Below are 17,829 nucleotides of genomic sequence, written 5' to 3' on the forward strand. Positions count from 1 at the left end.
CTCACTCGAACGGATCCCCGTCCTCGTCCATGGCGACGGCGAAGGGCCCCTCGCTCGGCCCCGCCGGCATCACCCACCGGCCGGCCACGGCGTCGGGCGCGACGCCCGCGAGCTCCGCGATACGCTCCTGCCAGTGCTCGGACGCCTCGGTGGCGCAGCGAATCACCGTGGACGCCGTCTTCCCCACCGCCGGCTCGGCCTCCAGCGCCACGGCGACCTCCGCCGCGAGCGCCGCGTCCGCCTCGACGATCGCGGCGTCCGGATCGAACCGGCGGATCAGATCCGCGACACGCGTGGCATACGAGGAGCCGAGCACATACGTCCCCACCTGCGCGCGCTGCGCTTCCACGAGCCGGCCCAGCGCGTCCTTGCCCGCCTCGCCCAGCGCGGCCAGATCGAGCGGCACCGGCCGCGTGCGGGCCGGGAGCCCCGCCTCGGCGAGCGCCTCGGCGACGGCGCGCTCGTCCACGATCTCCCCTCCGAGCACGGCGACGTCGCCGAAGCGGTGCCGGCGGACCACCTCCCTCGCGGCCAGCGACGCGCCCTCGTGGAGCGCGACCCCCGCGCGCGCGCACCCGATCCGCACGGCCGGGAGCGCCGCGCGGGCCGCCGCCGCGCTGGCCAGGAGCACCGCGGAGATGCCGTACCCCCGCACCAGGTCGAGGCAGAGGAGCACGAGGCGGGCCGCCGACACCCGCGACAGCGTGCTGTAGGGGGCGTGGCGCGTGTCGGAGAGGTGGATGATGCGGTAGCCCTGCACGAGCGACGCGATCTGCGACGGGAGACGCGCGGCGGCGCCGCGCTCGTCAAGGACGACGAGGGTTCTCTGGCTGGATGAGCTCATGACTGGCGGGGGGCAAAATGTAGCAGGTGGAGCTGACCGTTCGGAAGGCGGCCGATCGAGTAGGTGACGCGATTGACGCACGCGCGCTGCGCCGGCTGCCCTGACGTGGACTCCAGCCCTTCGAGCGTCTCCCTGGGCGTGTAGGAGCCCGAATGCACCTGCCCCGGCGCGAGGGAGCGGAGGGCCGCGTCGTCGCGGGTCATGATGTCCCGCAGCGAGCGCAGCGCCTGGTTGCGCGAGCGGAAGACCGTGTTCGTCTGCTTGGTCGGTCGCGAGGTCGCGAGCGCAGCCGGATCCTGCCCCGGGCCCGGCACGTGCGCGCGCGCGTGCCCCACGTTGTTCCCGAAGCTACGGTTCTCGGAGTCCTCCAGCAGCCGCTCGGCCTCGCGCAGCGACGCGAGGCCGAAGGGATCGATCCACGCAAACGGGTTGACCGCATAACCGTAGTACCCGGACCCTCCGGCCACGCCGAGCGGGTCCGGAGAAACGAACATGCCGTCGGCCGGGTCGTAATAGCGATAGCGATTGTAGTAGAGGCCGGTCTCGGCATCCTCGTACTGCCCCGGGAACCGCAGCGGGGTGCTGGCGCCGCCGTCGTGCGGCGCCTCGAGCCCGAAGGCCCGCCGCTCCAGCGAGCCCACGATCGCGCCCGCGTCGTCGAGGAGCTGCTCCGGCGTGCCGACAGGATCGTTGACGTAGTGGACCCATCGCCCGTCGGCCTCGCGGTGCGCCGCCGGGACGAACGAGTCGTCCATGAAGCAGTAGGTCCGCACCGAGGCCGCGGCGCCCACGGGCGCGGCCGCGCTCTGCGCCGGAGAACGCGTGATCTCGTGCACCAGGACGTCACCGTCCCACACGAACCGGGTCTCTCGCGCGAGCCGCAGCGCGCCTGCCGCCTCGTCCCACGCGAGGACTCGCTTCCGCACACGCCTCGCCAGCGGATCGTACTCGAACTCGACGCGGGCGCCGTCCGGCGCCTCGACGTGGTCGAGCAGCCCGGCTCCGCTCCAGCCGTAGCGGTAGACGCGCGGCTTGTCCCCTCCTGCGTCCTCGCGCCGCTCGACGAGCCGTCCCTCGGCGTCCCAGCGGTACTCCGTGCCTCCCTTCCGGAGGAGCTTGCCGCCCCTGCCGTACCTGCGCTCCGGAGCGCCGTCTCCTTCGTGCAGGTTGCCCGCCGGATCGTACCGGAACACCTCGCGCCGCCCCACCTCGGGCGTCATCGCGATCAGCTGGCCCACGGGGTCGTAGCGGAGCTCCGTCGCCCCGCGCGCGCCGCCGCTCCGCGCCACGAGCTCGCCGGTCGGGTCGTGGCGGTAGCTCATCACCGCCACCACGGCGTCGGGCAGCTCGCCCACCCACGCCGGGTGGCCCGGCGCGGTCGGTGCGCGCTCCGCCGGGCGCGTGACGCGCTGCTGCGACAGGCGGCCCAGCGGGTCGTACGAGGTTCCGATCGCACCGCCGCCCGGGAGGCGCCGGAAGACCTCGCGTCCGAGCGGATCCAGCCCGTGCTCAATCGGCGCCGCGCCGTCCAGCACCGTGCGCACCCGCGAGCCCATCGCGTCGCGCGCGATCGCCTCGCTGTGCCCGAGCGTGGTGCGCCGCGAGATCCGGTTGCCCAGCGCGTCGTACCGCGCCTCGATTGCGTGCGCCTCGCCCCCCAGGACCTGGGTCTCCTTGACGATCCGGCCGAGCGGATCCCTCGCGAGCTCAATGCGCCCGCCGGGCCAGCGCGCCTCGACCAGGTTGCCGAGCATGTCATACTCGAAATGCTCGTCGCCCGCCTCGGTCGTCCGCTGAACGAGGCGCCCCGCCAGGTCGTACGTGAGATCGGTATGCACGGCCGGCCCCGCCGCCTCGGCCGCCATCGACTCGCCCGTCGTGACACGCGTCGGGCGCCCCGCCGCCTCGAGGCGATAGCGCAGCACGCGCCCGTCGAACGTGCGCTCCTCGATCAACCGACCATAGATATCGTAAAGAAGCTGGTGCTTCTCCCCGAGCTCGTTCACGACCGTGGTGAGCTCGCCCTCGCGGTTGTAGAGCAGGCGGGCCGCGTGCCCGTTCGCGTCCTTGCGCCAACAGAGCCGGTGATACCCGCCCCACCCCCACTCGGTGACATGCCCGCTCGGGTTCTGGGCCCGCACGAGGTGCCGCTCCCCGTCGTACTGATACCTAGAGACGCCTCCCTGGGCGTCGATCACCTCGATGAGGTCGCCGCGATCGGAGTAGACGAAGCGCGTCTCTGCGCCCGCAGGGTCGGTGCGCCCCGTGACGCGGCCGAGCGCGTCGTACCGGAAACGCCATACCGCGCCGTTCGGCGGCGCGACCGCGGTCAGGTTGCCCTGCGCGTCATACTGGTACGATGTCCTGGCGCCGTTCGGATCGATCCGCTCGCGCAGCAAGCCCCGCTCGTCGTGGCGGTAGGTGGTGGTCTGCCTCAGCGGATTCGCGATGTGCTCCGGGTTGCCCCGCGCGTCGCGGAAGATCTGGGTCATCCCGCCGAGCGGATCGGTGATCTCGACGGGGGAGCCCGCCGCATCCCGGACGATCGACGTGCGGGCGCCGAGCTGGTTCGTGTAGCCGAGCAGGTTCCCGCGCCCGTCGCGCTCGAAGCGCTCGAAGCCGCCGTCCGGATGTTCGAGGGCGGCGAGGAACCCTCGCGCGTCGTACACGGCGCGCACGGGCGACGGCCCGGCGTCGTGCGCCATGGTGAGCAGGCCGAGCGCGTTGTGCGCGAAATGCCCGACGTGCGTCGAGTCGATGACGTGCGTGTATTCCTCGTCGAGGTATTCGAAGACGCAGTGGTGGACGCCCCTTGCGGGGTGGCGGCCCGACGCGAGCACCGAGGGCACGTCCGGGTCCAGGCTCGGATCGGGGCTGGACAGGTAGTCGCCCCAGGACTCGACGCACCGCCCCTGGGCGTCGTACACGAAATGGAAGCAGAGGCCGGCCCGATCGAGGTCGGCGGTAAGCCGGGCCTCGTCGTCGTACTCGTAGCGCGCGGAGAAGCCGTCGGCGTCGGTCGCCCCGACGAGCCGCCCGCGCGGGTCGTAATCGTATTTCTCCAGGGCGATCCACCGCCCCTGCTCCAGCGCGTTCTTCACCTCGATCGAGGCGATGTGCCCAGCGCCGTCCCTGCGCACGCGGAGCTTCCGGCCGGCGCTGTCCGTCACCTCGACGAGCTGGCCGTCCTCGTACACGAGCGAGATACGGTTCTTGTTCCTGTCCTCGATCGCCGTGAGCAGGTAGAGGTGCTCGCCGAGCTTCTCCGAGAAGGCGTAGAGTCGCCCGTCGTTCGGGTCGACGACATAGCCCCACGGCTCGCGGCGGAGGCGGAAGCCGAATGAGGAGACCACGTCGTCGCCCGCACGCAGCGACTTCGGGAAGGAGACGCGCGTGCCCTGGTCCGTCCAGACGTCGACGGAGCGGCGGCATTCCTCGACGCGCCAGCCGAGGCTGTGGGCCCATCCCCACCCGAGGCCGACGTCGCGGCGGTGCGCGTGGGAGCTGTAGCTGCGCGTCAACTGCAGCGGCAAGGGGCCGGGCAGCTCGACAATGAGGATCGGGTGGGTGAACGCGCGCCCCGTGGCGACGTCGACCGGGTGCGACTTCGTGCCGCAGAGCGGATAGCGCTGCGGATCCGGGGCGCCCTTGCCGCCGCCCTGCGCCTGGTTCCCGCCGCTCCCGCCTCCCGCACCCTGCCGGCCCGCTCCAGCGCCGCCGCCAGGTCCTCCCGCTCCTCCCCCGCCGCCACCGCCGCCCATCACGAAGACGCCGGGGTTCATGCCGGGAATGGCCGGGATGTTCGGGACCGGGGCCGTGCGTGCCATACCCTGAGGTTCGCTTGAACGTCCCCCCGGAGACAAGCCACCAGGGTGGACCAGTTGCGATAACCGCTATGGGTCTCCTCGAGCCGGATGGGCCACTCGCCGGGGGTGGCATGGGCCCGAGGCCACGTCGAGCCGGATGCCGTCGCGCACCGCCGTGCGCACGGCGTGCGACTTCCCCGTACCCATCGGCCCGAAGATCCAGCCCCCGCGCTTCTGGTCGAGGCGTTCTCCGAACCACCGGGTCGTGGGGACCGGCACGACGCGCGTTTCGAACCTGAAAATCAACGGGACCTCGCCCCGGGCTTCAACGTCGTTCGAGCCCGCGCTCCGGACCGCGGGCGGCGGCGCCGGGGCGCGGGCTTTCCGGTGGACATAACTCGGGTGAATCCCCTACTACTTCCTATTCTGCGGATCCTGGCTCCATTCCGTGGGTTCGCGAGGAGGGCTCGAACCGAGCTCGACCGCGTACGCACCGGGGGACGAGCGGGAGCGCGGGTCGGCGGTGGCGCGCCGCGCGATCGCGCCGGGGGACGACGAGGAGGACGCCGATGGCGACGACGGAAGGGACGAAGCGCACCGAGCCGGTGCAGGTCCGCGATCATCTCGTGGAGGTCCTCGGGCGCGACCTCGTGGGGGCCGCGCCGCACGAGGTGCTCTCGGTGGCGCCGTCCCGCTGGTACCTGACCGGGTTCCTGGTGCCGCGGGAGGCGCCCATCGAGGTGCGCGAGGATCCGGAGCCGGACGAGTACCTCGCGAGCGTGGACGGCGAGGACGGGGACGACGCGGCGCCCCCGGAGGTGGCTTCGGCGCGCAAGGCGTTCTTCCCGTCGTCGATCGGGCTGAGCGTGCTCGTCCCGGCGGCGACCCGCGCCCTGTCGGTGCGCGCCACGTGGGGCGAGTACGCGCGCGAGGACGGGTCGGTCCGTCCCATGCCGCAGGGAGAAGGCGCGGAGCCGCAGACGGCCGCTCGCCCGCCGGAGCGCTGGCGGCGGTCGCCCAGGGAGGTCGCGCAGACGCTCGCGATCCCGGCGACCGGGAAGGTGGCGTACCCGCTCGCCGACGGCGTGAACCTCGTCGTCTCGGTGCGGCGCGTGCCGGAGGGCACCGGTGTCGAGAAGGGGGCGCGCGCGGTCTCGGCGTTCCTCGTGAACGACAAGGAGCTCTCCGAGCGCGCGCACAAGGACCAGGCGTTCCTCTTCCAGGCGAGGCTCGAGCTCCACACCGAGGAGCAGTTCCTCCCGCGCCCGAACGTCCGAGGGCAGGACGGGGACGATCCCGACGAGCAGATCGCGGAGCTCCAGTACCGCAACGTCTACGAGCACGCCGTCGGGCACGGCGTCGCAGCCGAGGCCGACGTCGTCGAGGGGCAGGCGTGCAGGCGCGTGGGGACCACCTGGCTGCCGACCGCGGAGGTCGAGAAGGTCGTGCCCGGCGACGTCCCCGGGGTCCAGCTCGGGATGGATGCGCTCGCCGACGCCCGGTCGGCAGCCGACGTGCGGGCGATGCTCGAGGAGCTCCCGGCCAGGTACGCGGCGTGGATCGCGGACCAGGCGAGGACGCCGGTCGGCGAGCACCAGCGCGAGGTGCTGGCCGGGCTGCTCGACGCGGCCGAGACGGTGCGGCGCCGGATGATCGACGGCCTGGCCGCGCTGGACGACGACGACGTCTTCCTGGCCTTCCGCCTCGCGAACCGGGCGATGGCGCGGGCCGCGCGGGCGCGCGACACCGAGAAGAAGAACGGTCCGCCCACGTGGCGGCCGTTTCAGCTCGCGTTCTTGCTGATCAACCTCCGCGCGATGCACGAGCCGGCGCACCACGACCGCGCCGTCATCGACCTGCTCTTCTTCCCGACCGGCGGCGGCAAGACCGAGGCCTACCTCGGGCTCGCGGCGTTCACCCTGGTCCTGCGCCGGCTGCGGAACGGCGGGGTCGCGGGGGCGGGCGTCAGCGTGGTGATGCGCTACACGCTGCGGCTGCTGACGCTCGACCAGCTCGGCCGCGCCGCGGCGCTGGTGTGCGCCCTCGAGCTCGAGCGACAGGAGCGCGCCAAGCAGGGAGACACGCGGCTCGGCGCGTGGCCGTTCGAGATCGGCCTCTGGGTCGGCAAGGGCGCGACCCCGAACCGGATGGGCTCCGAGAAGGATTACGATCCGACGACGGCGCGGATGAAGGTCAATGCGTACCAGCAGGCCTCGGACAGGAACCCTTCGCCGATCCCGATCGAGAAGTGCCCCTGGTGCGACAGGAAGTTCGTCCCGAGCTCGTTCCGGCTGACGCCGACCCCGACCCGCCCGCAGAACCTCGAGGTCTACTGCGCGAACCGCGACTGCGCGTTCTCGGGCGAGCGCGCGCTCCCGATGCTGACCGTCGATGAGCCCATCTATCGGCGGCTGCCGTGCTTCCTCATCGCGACCGTCGACAAGTTCGCGCAGCTGCCGTGGGTCGGCCGGACGGGCGCGCTCTTCGGCAGGGTCGACCGGCACGACAAGGCCGGGTTCTACGGCCCCTGCGATCCCGGGATCGGGCGCCCGATCGAGGGGGGTCAGCTCACGCCGCCGGACCTCGTGATCCAGGACGAGCTCCACCTCATCTCGGGCCCGCTCGGCACCATGGTCGGGCTCTACGAGACGGCGATCGACGTGCTCTGCGAGCGCCCGACGGCCGGCAAGGCGTTCGGCCCGAAGATCGTCGCCTCGACCGCGACCGTGCGGCGCGCGGAGGCGCAGATCAAGGCCCTCTTCGGCCGCTCCGCGGTCACGATCTTCCCGCCCCCCGGCCCGGATCGCCGCGACTCGTTCTTCGCGCGCACGGTGGCCGCGACCGAGCGGCACGCGCGGAAGTACGTGGGGGTCGCCGCCCCCGGCCGGAGCGTGAAGGTGGCCCTGCTGCGCGTCTACCTCGCGCTCCTCGCGGCCGGGAAGAGGGCGTACGACGAGTCCGGGCTCGCCGCCGACCCGTACACGACGCTGGTCGGATACTTCAACAGCCTGCGCGAGCTCGGCGGGAGCCGCCGGATCGTGGAGGACGAGGTCACCTCCCGCGTCCGCGGCTACGACACGCGCCGGCGCGTCGGAGAGGAGGCCGGCGACTTCGCGGCGCGCTCGCTCGGCGAGCCGGTCGAGCTCACCAGCCGCGAGCCGACGCACCGCGTCGCGAACGCGAAGGACCGCCTCGCGTGCACGATGGACAGGCCCGAGCACGTCGATGTGGCGCTCGCGACGAACATGATCTCGGTCGGCCTCGACATCCAGCGATTGGGCCTGATGGTCGTGTTCGGACAGCCCAAGACGACCGCCGAGTACATCCAGGCGACTAGCCGCGTCGGCCGCGATGACAGGAGGCCGGGGCTCGTCGTCACGCTGCTCAACTGCCACAAGCCGCGGGACCGCTCACACTTCGAGCGGTTCAACGCGTATCACGCGTCGTTCTACCGCGCGGTCGAGGCGACGAGCGTCACGCCGTTCTCGCCGCGCGCGATCGACCGCGGGATCGCGGCTGTCACCGTGGCGCTCGCGCGCCTGAGCGTCTCCGAGCTGACACCGCCCCGCGGCGCCGAGGAGATCGGCAAGGGCGCGCTGCGCGACCACGTGAGCCGCATCCCGCGGCGCCTGGGCGCGCGTGCGGAGCAGGCGCACGTCGACGTGGACGAGGCCCCCGAGATCGGGCGCAGGGTGGAGAAGCGGACGAGCGATCTCCTCGACTCCTGGCAGCGCACCGTCGAGAAGAACCACGCCGTGAGCGCCGGTCTCCAGTACCAGCGCGAGGAGCCCGCCCACCCGAACCTGCTGCGCGATCCGCTCGAACCCGAGCCGGACGATCGCGATCTGCGGAAGTTCAAGGCGCAGCGCTCGCTGCGCGACGTCGAGCCCAGCGTGGATGTGTACCTGAGAAAGCCCGGCGGACGCCGGCAGGAGGACGGCTGATGGCAGCGCGCAAGCCGCGTTCGAGCGGCTCCCCCAAGGCGAGGATCCGCCCCGAGGGCCAGGTACGCCGGAGCCAGGTGCTGACGACCTTCGGGCCCGGCGCGCTCGTCGATTTCCCGAAGCACGCCGCCATCATGGGTGGGCTCGAGTCGTGGGGGGATCCGGACAAGGAGGGTTTTCAGCAGGTCTTCGAGGAGCGGCTCGAGGCCGCCCTCCGGGCCCGCGAGCAGAACCCCCGCTTGCGGCTCTTCGCGCCGCCGTCGAGCCCGGACGCGCTCGACGCGCCGGCGCGCGGCATCACGGCCTTCGAGTTTCCGGAGTGGTTCATCGAGCAGCCGCCGGAGGGCCGGGCCGGCGAGGGCGGCTTCCGATCGCGCCGCCTGCTCCATCGGAGGGCGATCGAGCGCGGCAGCTACGGCAAGGTCGTCCCGATCCGGTTCGTCCGGGCATGCCCGAACGGTCACATCGGCGACATCGACTGGCGTGGCTTTGCCCACGGAGGCCGCACCGACTGCACGCGCGAGCTCTTCCTGGACGAGCGCGGCACGAGCGGCGATCTCGCCGACATCATGGTGCGCTGCGCCTGCAAGGCGAGCCGCTCGCTCGTCGACGCGACGCTGAAGGGCGATCAATCGCCCCTCGGGCCTTGCTGGGGGGAAACGCCCTGGCTCGCCGACGCGGCGCCGGGGGACGCGGAAAAGCCCGCTTGCGTCGACGAGCAAGGGAAGCCGGTCCGGAACAAGCTCCTCGTCCGCTCGGCGACCAACGCGTATTTCCCACAGAACGTGAGCGCGATCTCGATCCCCACCGACGCGAGCAAGCAGGCGCTCCGCGAGGCGATCGAGGCGGCGTGGGGAGATCTGGAGTCGGCCGAGGGCGAGGAGGACGTCGCGCGCGAGCTGAAGAAGGCCAGGTACAAGCACCTGCGCGATCGCTTCAGCGCGCCCGAGCTGTGGGCCGAAGTTCAGCGCAAGCGGTCGGGGATGGGCGAGGAGCGGCGCGGGATCAAGGCGGCCGAGCTCGATACCTTCCTCACGATTCCGGAGTCGGCCGGCGAGGACACGCCTGATAAACAGGATTTCTTCGCCCATGCGCTGTCGCTCGCTCCAGCGCGGCGCGGCGCCATGGAGCTCGTCTCGCGGGTGGTCCTCGTGCACCGGATGCGCGAGGTCAGCGTCCAGCTCGGGTTCACGCGCTTCGAGGCGCCGGCGCGCGACGTCGACTACGAGCTGTCGCTCGGCGTGCGCACTGCGCCGCTGGCGCGCGAGGTGACCTGGCTGCCCGCCGTGGAGAACCGAGGAGAGGGCATCTTCCTGGCGCTCGACCCCGGCGCGGTCGCCAGGTGGCGCGACAAGCGGCCTCAGGTCGCGGCGCGGGAGATGCAGCTCATCGCGGGGTTCGAGGCCTGGAAGAAGCGCCGCCAGGCCAAGAACGCACGGTTTCCAGGCGTGACCTACGTGATGCTGCACTCGCTGTCGCACCTCTTGCTCACGGCCGTCTCGCTCGAGTGCGGCTACGCGGCCAGCTCGATCCGCGAGCGCATCTATCTCGACGGGGACCGCTGCGGCATCTTGCTGTTCACCGGCACGCCCGACGCCGAGGGGACCCTGGGCGGCCTCGTGCAGGTGGGCAAGAAGCTCGCTCACCACCTCGACGCGGCGCTCGACCTCGGCAAGCTCTGCTCGAACGACCCGGTGTGCGCGCAGCATCACCCGGACGACGCGCACGAGGAGCGGTTCCTCCACGGCGCCGCGTGCCACGGCTGCCTGCTCATCTCGGAGCCGTCGTGCGAGTGGTCGAACGAGCTGCTCGATCGATCGCTGGTCGTTGACACGGTGGAGGACTCCGGCGCTGCCTTCTTCACGGAGGAATGATGGATCCGCTCGAGATCCCCAGCGAGACGCTGCTCCAGCTCGCCGACGCGCTCGAGGCGGGCCATGTGCGCGGTCCGCTCACGAAATTCGGGCTGCGCGCCTTCACGACGTCCGCGGGCGCTGTGCGGGCGCTGGAGGCGCTGCGGCAGAGGGCGGGGAGCGAGGTCGCGCTCGCCGCCATGTGCCGCCTCGTGGTCGCGGAGCGGGCCGCCACGATAGCACGCGCGCCCAAGGTGGAGCTGGTGTGGACCGGGCCGGAGCGCGCCGGCGCGTCGTCGCGCGATACCAAGGTGGTCGTCGCCGAGCTCTTCGCCCGGGCACGGAGGTCGGTGCTCGTCTCGAGTTACAGCCTCGGAGGAGGAGCGACGCTGTTTGCGCCGCTCGCCGCGAGGATGGCGGAGATCCCGGCGTTGCGCGTCCGGATGTTCTTCGACCTCACGGTCGGCGACGATGGCATCTCGGGGCCGCGAACGCGCGAGGCGTACGAAGCGCGGTTCGTCCAGCGTTTCCGCAAGTGGCACTGGCGGGGCGCGCGCGTCCCCGAGGTCTTCCATGACCCGCGTACCATCGATGACGAGAGAATCAGCTTCCACGCCAAATGCATCGTCATCGACGAGGAGGTCGCCTTCGTCACGTCGGCCAACACCTCGATGGTCGCCCAGCAGGAGAACATCGAGGCGGGCGTTCTCATCGAGGACCGGCTCTTCGCCCTGGCGCTCGGGAAACAGTTCGATGATCTCGTGTCGGCAGGGCTGCTCGTGCCCGTTCAGGGGTTGGCGGCGTCGCGATGAATGCCGAATAGAATTTTGCTTTGATGAACCCCTTCATGTTCCGCCTCGGCACCGTTCGCGCCAAGCTCACCGTCCTCGTCGCGCTCTCTTCGCTCGCGACCCTCGCGGCCCTTCCCGTGCTGTCCTGGGTGATGCACCGGCAGCTCCTCGCGCAGATCAGCGAGCGCGTCCCGCAGGCGATCCGCAACTTCCGCCTCGAGCTCCGGCAGCAGCAGCGCTCCATCTCGACGAGCTCACGCCAGGCGTCCCGCACGCGCGAGCTCGTCGACGGGCTCCGGCTGCGGAACGAGGCGGCCGTCGATACGGCGCTCGAGGCCGTCATCGCCGCTCATCCCAACGTCGCCATCGCCGCCTTCGACGAGCTCGGCGACCTCGTCGCAGCGCGGGGGCTCGACGCCCCGCCGGCGAGCACGGACGAGGTCCCCGGGCTCGCCGAGGGCCTCTCGAACCTCGACGAGATGGAGGACCTCCGGGACGTGCTCGTCCACGGCTGCGAGCGACAGCAAGGCGCGCCGCCCGCGTACATGATCGCCCAGCGCGCGAGGAGCGACGCCGGATCGCTGCTCGCCTGCATCCCCATCGACCACACCTACTTCGACGAAGCGGCGACGAAGCTCGGCGTGGAGATCGCGCTGGTCGATCCGTCGGGCAAGCGGATCACCGGCACGGCGCGCTTCCCGACCGAGCTGCTCCAGGGCGCCTCCATCGGCGACGAGACCCACCCCACGATCGTCGAGGACGCGAGCTCGCTGTGGGCCCTCTCCCGCTTCGCGCCCCGATCGCTCCGGGGCAAGGCCGGCGATTTCTCGATCGTCATGGCGCTCGACGTGAGCGACGTCCGGAAGATCGTGCGCCAGAACCTGATGCTCGCGGCCGGCGTGCTCACCCTCGCGGCGCTCGTCTCGCTGATCCTCGGCGCGCGCCTCGCCACCACGATGTCGCGCGCGCTCTCCCGCGTGAACGTCGCGCTCAAGCAGCTCGAGCAACAGCAGTACGTCCACGTGGAGGGGGTGAAGACCGGCGACGAGCTGGAGGACCTCGCGGCCGGCTTCAACTCGATGGTCGACGGCCTCAAGGAGCGCGACAAGCTCCGCAGCACCTTCGGCAAATACATGACCGAGTCCGTGCTCGAGCACCTGCTCGCCGGCAAGGTGCAGCTCGGCGGCGAGACGCTCACCGTCTCGATCCTCTTCTGCGATATTCGGAGCTTCACGACCATCAGCGAGAAGATGAACGCCCATGAGCTCGTGGGGCTCCTGAACGAGTATTTCACCGAGATGGTGGCCATCATCCTCGACGAGGGCGGGGTCGTCGACAAGTACATCGGCGACGCGATCATGGCGGTGTTCGGCGCGCCCGTCCCCAGGCCGGATGACGCCGTGCGCGCCGTGCGCGCGGCCATCCGCATGCGCGCCGCGCTCGCGCGCTTCAACGAGCGCCTCGCCGAGCGCGGCATCCCGGCGCTGAAGACCGGCGTCGGGATCCACACCGGCGAGGTCGTCGCGGGCAACATCGGCAGCGAAGCGCGGATGGAGTACACGGTCATCGGCGACGCCGTGAACCTCGCCTCGCGCCTGGAGAGCGCGACCAAGGAGCTCGGCGTGAGCGTGCTCCTCAGCGAGGACACGCACCGCCTCGTGAGCGATCGTTTCAACACACGCCCCGTCAGCGAAATCACCGTCAAAGGCCGCGTGCAGCCGGTGATGACCTACGCCGTGGCGAACGTGTGACGGCAGCGCTGGGCCGTCAGAGGCGGATCAGCTCGACGCTATCCATGTGGATGAAGTTGGCCGGGTTGCCGGAGGTGGCCTTCGTGTGGAAGCCGAACTCCAGATAACCGCCCGTGACATGGATGACCGGCGTCTCGATCTGCGTCCAGGCCCCGTAGGTCCCGATCGTCGTGTAGGTGGGCGAGCACGAGCCGCACGTCTTGGCCTGGAGCCGGCTGAAATCGTAGCTGCCGCCCTTCTTCACCCACGCTCGGACCTTGTAGTCGCCCGCCGCGAGCCCCGAGCGCGTCTGGTACGTCCACACCTCGAACGGAGAGCCATTGGTCCAGTGGGTGAGGTGGTAAGAGCCGGATTGCGCGCCGCTATACGTCTCGCTGAAGCCCGCTGCCCCGGTGCCGTTCGGGCTCCAGTTGGTCCAGCCGGTCATCCCGGACTCGAAGCTCGGGTTGGTGAGCGAGATGCCGCTCGATCCGCCACCACCGCCGCCGCCGCCCTGCTGGTACCAGCGCACCCACTCGACCTCCATGGTCTTCGTGGTGCCCGACGGCAGATCGATGCTCGCGGGGCTCGGGTTGCCGTACCAGTTGCCCCCGATGGCGAGGTTCAAGAGGATGTAGTGGTTCTGCTGGAGCTCCGCCTCGTTGTGGTAGTACGTGTTATTGGCCACGATGTTGCCGTCGAGCCGGAAGATCATGCTGCTCGACGACCACTCGACCTCGTAGACGTGGAAGGAGTCGGCGAGGCTCGCGCCGCGGTTCGCCCCGGTCCCCCAGTCCGCCTGTCCGCCGTTCCACCAGTGGACCGCGGACTGCATCCAGGTGGGCTCGGTGGATCTCCACTCGAGGATGTCGATCTCGCCCGAGCGCGGCCACGCATTGGCGCCGGAGTCGATGTTGGCGCCCAGCGTCCAGAACGCCGGCCACATCCCGTAGCCGGAGGGCACCTTGATGCTCGCGGAGATCTTGCCGTACCGCCGCTCGACCTTGCCCTTCGTGTGGATGCGACCGGAATAGAAGGAGCGCCCGCCGTACCCGGTACACTGGGGCGCTGCCGGGTTGTCGCTCGTGCGCTGCGCGGAAATGACCAGCTTGCCATCGCGGACGGCGACGTTCGCGGCGCGCGGGTACTCGAGCTCTCCAGTGCCAAAGTTGCAGTTGTTGGTGACCGGATCGTAGTTGCTCGTGAGCACGTTCCAGTTGGCCGTGTTCAGGCTCGAACCGTCGAACTCGTCCGACCACACGAGGTTCCACCCCGCGCCGGGGCTGTAGGACACCTCGGCGAGCTCCTGGCTCGTCGTGTCCTCCGCGCCCGCTGGCTCGTCGGCCGCCGTGATGCACCCCCCGAGAGCGCCGAGGCAAGCCCAGGTCAGCAGCGCTGCGCAACCGTCTCTCCGATCCATGCGTCCTCCTCTGGTTTCGACGGCGACCTGCGTGGTCCGCTCGTATCGCCGCGACTTGCAGCGGCCGTGCCCGTCCGTGGAGGCCAACAAAATCGATCGCGACCAGAACCGAGGTCGGCTCGGGCCGGGATCCGGGCCGAGCGCGCGCGCTCGGGTGATCCGGGAGATCACCCCCCGGGTGATCCGGGCGATCGCCGGGGGACGCGGTCGAGGTCCGGGCCGATGGGCACGGACCCCGTGTCACCCCCCCGCGAGCAGCCGCGCGATCTCCCCGCGCTGCCGGCGCGCCGAGCGCGCCAGCGCGAGCTGCCCCGCCGCACGCTGCTGGTTGTGCGCGACCCGCGTCGGGAACCGCGCCGGGTCCCAGCCGAAGTACCGATCCTCGAACGCGTCCCGGCAGAACCGCGCCGCGAGCTCCAGCGCGATCCGCTCCACCGCGTCCACGAGCGCCGCCCGCTCCTCCGCGCCGAACGGCCGCACCTCGCGGTAGCCCGCCGCCGCGGCGGCGAACACCTCCAGATCGAACCGCGCGTCGGTCGCGTCCTCCCCGACCGGGTTGCACCACGACCGCCACGCGTCGCCGAGCTCCACGTCGATCGGCTGCAGCGCCAGCGTGTCCAGGTCGAGCAGGCAGATCCCCTCCCCCGCCTCGGAGAAGCGCAGGTTCGAGATCTTGAGGTCGCCGTGGCAGTGCCGCAGCGGCAGGTCCAGCCGCCCCTGCCACGTGCGCCACGCGTCGAGGATCGCGTCGGCCAGCCGCCTCCCCTCCCCCCCGGTGGCCGCGCCGTCCAGCCGCTCCATGTGCAGCGCCGTGTCGTGCGCGCCGGCGCGCACGTGGCGGTACGCGTGCTCGAGATCGTCCACCGCCCGGTGGAACCGCGCCACCAGCGCCCCCGCCGCGCGCGCGAGCGCGGTCGAGCCGACCCGGTGGTGCGTGCGGCCGGGGACGAAGTCCATCACCCGCCACACCGCGCCCGCGCCGTCCCGCGCCCAGAGCGCGCCGTCCTCCGCGCGCAGCAGCCGCGGCGTCGCGAGGCCCCGGCGCGCCAGGTGCGCGGTCACCGCCTCGATGTCGTCGTGGACCTCCGGGGCGAAGATCGCGCTCACCCGCTGCACCACGAACCGCGGCGGCCCGCCGCCAGCCAGGCCGGCCAACCACGTTCCGTTGATGAGGCCCTCATCGTCGCAGCGGCCCACCGAGAGACCGCGCAGCGGCGCCCACACGTCCGGGATCATCGACACGGCAAGCTACCTGCGCTCCGTCCCGGGCCGCAAGGAAACCGCCTCCGGCTCCGCCGCGACCTCCGCCGCGCCCCGCCCGCGCACCGCCGCGGCCCGCCGGCGCAGCATCCACTGCGACCCGATCCACGCGAGCACCCCCGCCCCGAGCCCCAGCCACGCCGCCACCCCGGGCACCCCGACCCGCTCGACGAGCACCGCCCCGCCGAGCGACGTCGCGCACAGCCCCACCGTGAGCACCAGGTTGTCGATCGCCGACAGCCGCCCGACGAACCGGTCCGGCGACAGCCGCTGGATCTCCGCGCTCGACAGCACCCAGTTCGCGCCGCTGCCGAGCCCCCACACGAGCGCCACCGCGATCAGCGCCGCCGCGTGCCCCGTCACCGAGAACGCCGCGATCGCCGCGAACGTCATCCAGGCGGCCCCGGTCGCCGCGAGCTCGCCCCGCAGCCCGCGGCGCACCAGCGCGACGCCGACCAGCGGGCCCACCCCCGTCCCCGCGCCGCGCACGCACTGGAGCACCCCCAGCGTGAGCGCGGCCGTGCCCGCGAACGCGCGCTCCGCCGCGACGAGGTTGAGCAAGAGCAGCGCCCCGCCGTTCGCCAGGTGGACCGGCGTCTTCGCGAGGACCGCGTCGAGCAGCGGCGGCCGATCCCACGCGTGCTTCCACGCGAGCGCGATGTCCCGGCGCACCGACGCGAGCGCCGAGAGCACGCCGCCCTCCGGCCGCCCCTCGGCCACCATCGGCGGCAGCCCCCAGAGGAACAGCGCCGACAGGCCGAACGACGCCGCGTCGAGCGCGAGCGCCGCCGCGGGGCCGAGCGACGCGATGAGACCGCCGGCCGCCATCCCGACCGCGAACATCACGCTCCACGTCGCCGACGCGATCGCGTTCGCCTCGAGGAGCTCGTCCTCCGCGACCACGTGGCGCAAGACCGCGCTCTGCGCCGGCAGGCGCAGCGCCCCCACCGACGCGCGGACGAACACGAGCACCTGCACCGCCGCCACGCTGCCCAGCACCGCGGCGCCGAGCATCGCGACCGTGAGCGCGCCCTGCGCCACGCTCGTCGCGACCAGCAGCCACCGCCGATCGAGCCGGTCCGCGAGCACGCCCGCCACCGGCGCGAACAGCGCGTTCGGGAGGTGATGCCCGACCATCACCAGCGCGAGCGCCACGACCCCGCCCCCCTCGCCGCCCAGCGCGAGCAGGCTCACAGCGACGAAGCTCATCCAGTCGCCCAGGAGCGAGACGATCTCGCTCAGCCAGACGCGACGGAACTGGGGTCGGCGGCGGAGCAGGCTCGGACGGGACGACGCGGACGCAACGGACAGATCGTGCCTGCCGCTGTTCATCCAGGGCACACCATGGTAATCGCGCTCTGCTGCATGCGGATCTGCGCCATCATTCCCGCCTACCAGGCCGAGCGCAACGTGGGGGACGTCACACGGGAGGCGCTCCGGGTCAACGGCCTGGACGGCGCGGTCGTCGTCGTGGACGACGGCTCGAGCGACCGCACGGCCGAGCGCGCGCGCGCGGCCGGCGCCACCGTGCTCATCCACCCCGAGAACCAGGGCAAGGGCGCCGCCCTGCGCACCGGGATGGAGTTCGCCCTCGCCTCCGGCTTCGACGTGGCGATCACGATCGACGCCGACGGCCAGCACCCGCCCGAGGAGGCGCGGCGCCTCGTCGAGGCCGACGCCGATCCCGAGGCGCTGGTCCTCGGCATCCGGGATCTCGCGTCGGCCGGCGCGCCGCGCGCCAACCAGATCTCGAACCGCATCTCGAACTTCTTCCTCTCGCTCTTCGCCGGCCGCCCCTTCGCCGACACGCAGTGCGGCCTGCGCCGCTACCCGCTCCGGACGACGCTGTCGCTCGGCGCGCGCGACGACGGCTACGCCTTCGAGGCGGAGATCCTCCTGCGCGCCGTCGCCGCCGGCATCCGCATCGTCGAGGTGCCGATCCAGGTCATCTACCCGCCCGAGGACGAGCGGCTCACCCATTTCGACAGCGTGCGCGATCCGGCGCGGATCGTGAGCCGCGTGGTGGCGACGCTCGCGCTCACGCGCGGCCTCCGCCACGTGCCCGCCGCGCCGACGCCGTCCCCGGCCCCGCGCCGCTCCGCCGTGGCGAGCGCCCTCGCCGCCGAGATCGACCCCCGCCCGTCGCAGCCGACGGCCGCGCCCCCCTGACGCGGGGCCAGC

At 72.0% G+C, this 17,829-nt stretch carries 10 protein-coding genes; 5 read left to right on the plus strand and 5 right to left on the minus strand.

Going from position 1 to position 17,829, the window contains the following annotated elements; all coding sequences use genetic code 11:
* Position 1: 1 nt before the first annotated feature.
* Positions 2–844, minus strand: a complete 843-nt coding sequence (locus WME98_RS11935) for a hypothetical protein (RefSeq protein WP_437951442.1) — start codon at positions 842–844, stop codon at positions 2–4.
* On the minus strand, positions 841–4,671 hold the full coding sequence (locus tag WME98_RS11940) for an RHS repeat-associated core domain-containing protein (protein ID WP_437951443.1): 3,831 nt from the start codon (positions 4,669–4,671) through the stop codon (positions 841–843). Before WME98_RS11940 ends, WME98_RS11935 begins: the two co-directional genes overlap by 4 nt.
* Before the next feature lie 548 nt (positions 4,672–5,219).
* Here WME98_RS11940 and drmA point away from each other — a divergent pair.
* From drmA to WME98_RS11960, 4 genes are read left to right on the plus strand one after another with little or no spacing between them, the layout of a single operon-like run.
* A complete protein-coding gene (drmA, locus tag WME98_RS11945; RefSeq protein ID WP_437951444.1) occupies positions 5,220–8,594 on the plus strand; it encodes a DISARM system helicase DrmA in 3,375 nt (1,124 codons plus the stop codon).
* Complete coding sequence (drmB, locus tag WME98_RS11950) at positions 8,594–10,468, plus strand: DrmB family protein (RefSeq protein ID WP_437951445.1); 1,875 nt, start codon at positions 8,594–8,596, stop codon at positions 10,466–10,468. The genes drmA and drmB overlap by 1 nt, the downstream gene beginning before the upstream one ends.
* Positions 10,465–11,259, plus strand: coding sequence for a DISARM system phospholipase D-like protein DrmC (gene drmC, locus WME98_RS11955; protein ID WP_437951446.1), 795 nt, complete (start codon positions 10,465–10,467; stop codon positions 11,257–11,259). The genes drmB and drmC overlap by 4 nt, the downstream gene beginning before the upstream one ends.
* A 23-nt stretch (positions 11,260–11,282) precedes the next feature.
* Positions 11,283–12,989, plus strand: a complete 1,707-nt coding sequence (locus tag WME98_RS11960; protein ID WP_437951447.1) for an adenylate/guanylate cyclase domain-containing protein — start codon at positions 11,283–11,285, stop codon at positions 12,987–12,989.
* A 16-nt stretch (positions 12,990–13,005) separates the two neighbouring features.
* Here the strand turns inward: WME98_RS11960 and WME98_RS11965 are convergent, their stop codons facing one another.
* The 3 genes from WME98_RS11965 to WME98_RS11975 form a co-directional block, all read right to left on the minus strand.
* Complete coding sequence (locus WME98_RS11965; protein WP_437951448.1) at positions 13,006–14,388, minus strand: glycoside hydrolase family 16 protein; 1,383 nt, start codon at positions 14,386–14,388, stop codon at positions 13,006–13,008.
* A 240-nt stretch (positions 14,389–14,628) separates the two neighbouring features.
* Positions 14,629–15,624 (minus strand): phosphotransferase enzyme family protein, encoded by a 996-nt coding sequence (locus tag WME98_RS11970; RefSeq protein ID WP_437953974.1) that lies wholly within the window; start codon positions 15,622–15,624, stop codon positions 14,629–14,631.
* Positions 15,625–15,636: 12 nt separating this feature from the next.
* Positions 15,637–16,980 carry an MFS transporter gene (locus WME98_RS11975; RefSeq protein ID WP_437951449.1) on the minus strand — a complete coding sequence of 448 codons (1,344 nt, stop codon included), beginning with the start codon at positions 16,978–16,980 and terminating at the stop codon, positions 15,637–15,639.
* A 12-nt stretch (positions 16,981–16,992) separates the two neighbouring features.
* Between WME98_RS11975 and WME98_RS11980 the strand changes: the two genes are divergently transcribed.
* Positions 16,993–17,817 carry a glycosyltransferase family 2 protein gene (locus WME98_RS11980; RefSeq protein ID WP_437951450.1) on the plus strand — a complete coding sequence of 275 codons (825 nt, stop codon included), beginning with the start codon at positions 16,993–16,995 and terminating at the stop codon, positions 17,815–17,817.
* The last annotated feature ends 12 nt before the right edge of the window (positions 17,818–17,829 follow it).

This window comes from Sorangium sp. So ce296 (assembly GCF_051529605.1).
In the GTDB taxonomy this organism is placed as follows: domain Bacteria; phylum Myxococcota_A; class Polyangia; order Polyangiales; family Polyangiaceae; genus Sorangium; species Sorangium cellulosum_D.

Coding starts and splice junctions, on each gene's coding strand:
- WME98_RS11935 (WP_437951442.1), bottom strand. CDS start 844: ATGAGCTCATCCAGCCAGAGAACCCTCGTCGTCCTTGACGAGCGCGGC.
- WME98_RS11940 (WP_437951443.1), bottom strand. CDS start 4,671: ATGGCACGCACGGCCCCGGTCCCGAACATCCCGGCCATTCCCGGCATG.
- drmA (WP_437951444.1), top strand. CDS start 5,220: ATGGCGACGACGGAAGGGACGAAGCGCACCGAGCCGGTGCAGGTCCGC.
- drmB (WP_437951445.1), top strand. CDS start 8,594: ATGGCAGCGCGCAAGCCGCGTTCGAGCGGCTCCCCCAAGGCGAGGATC.
- drmC (WP_437951446.1), top strand. CDS start 10,465: ATGATGGATCCGCTCGAGATCCCCAGCGAGACGCTGCTCCAGCTCGCC.
- WME98_RS11960 (WP_437951447.1), top strand. CDS start 11,283: ATGAACCCCTTCATGTTCCGCCTCGGCACCGTTCGCGCCAAGCTCACC.
- WME98_RS11965 (WP_437951448.1), bottom strand. CDS start 14,388: ATGGATCGGAGAGACGGTTGCGCAGCGCTGCTGACCTGGGCTTGCCTC.
- WME98_RS11970 (WP_437953974.1), bottom strand. CDS start 15,624: ATGATCCCGGACGTGTGGGCGCCGCTGCGCGGTCTCTCGGTGGGCCGC.
- WME98_RS11975 (WP_437951449.1), bottom strand. CDS start 16,980: ATGAACAGCGGCAGGCACGATCTGTCCGTTGCGTCCGCGTCGTCCCGT.
- WME98_RS11980 (WP_437951450.1), top strand. CDS start 16,993: ATGGTAATCGCGCTCTGCTGCATGCGGATCTGCGCCATCATTCCCGCC.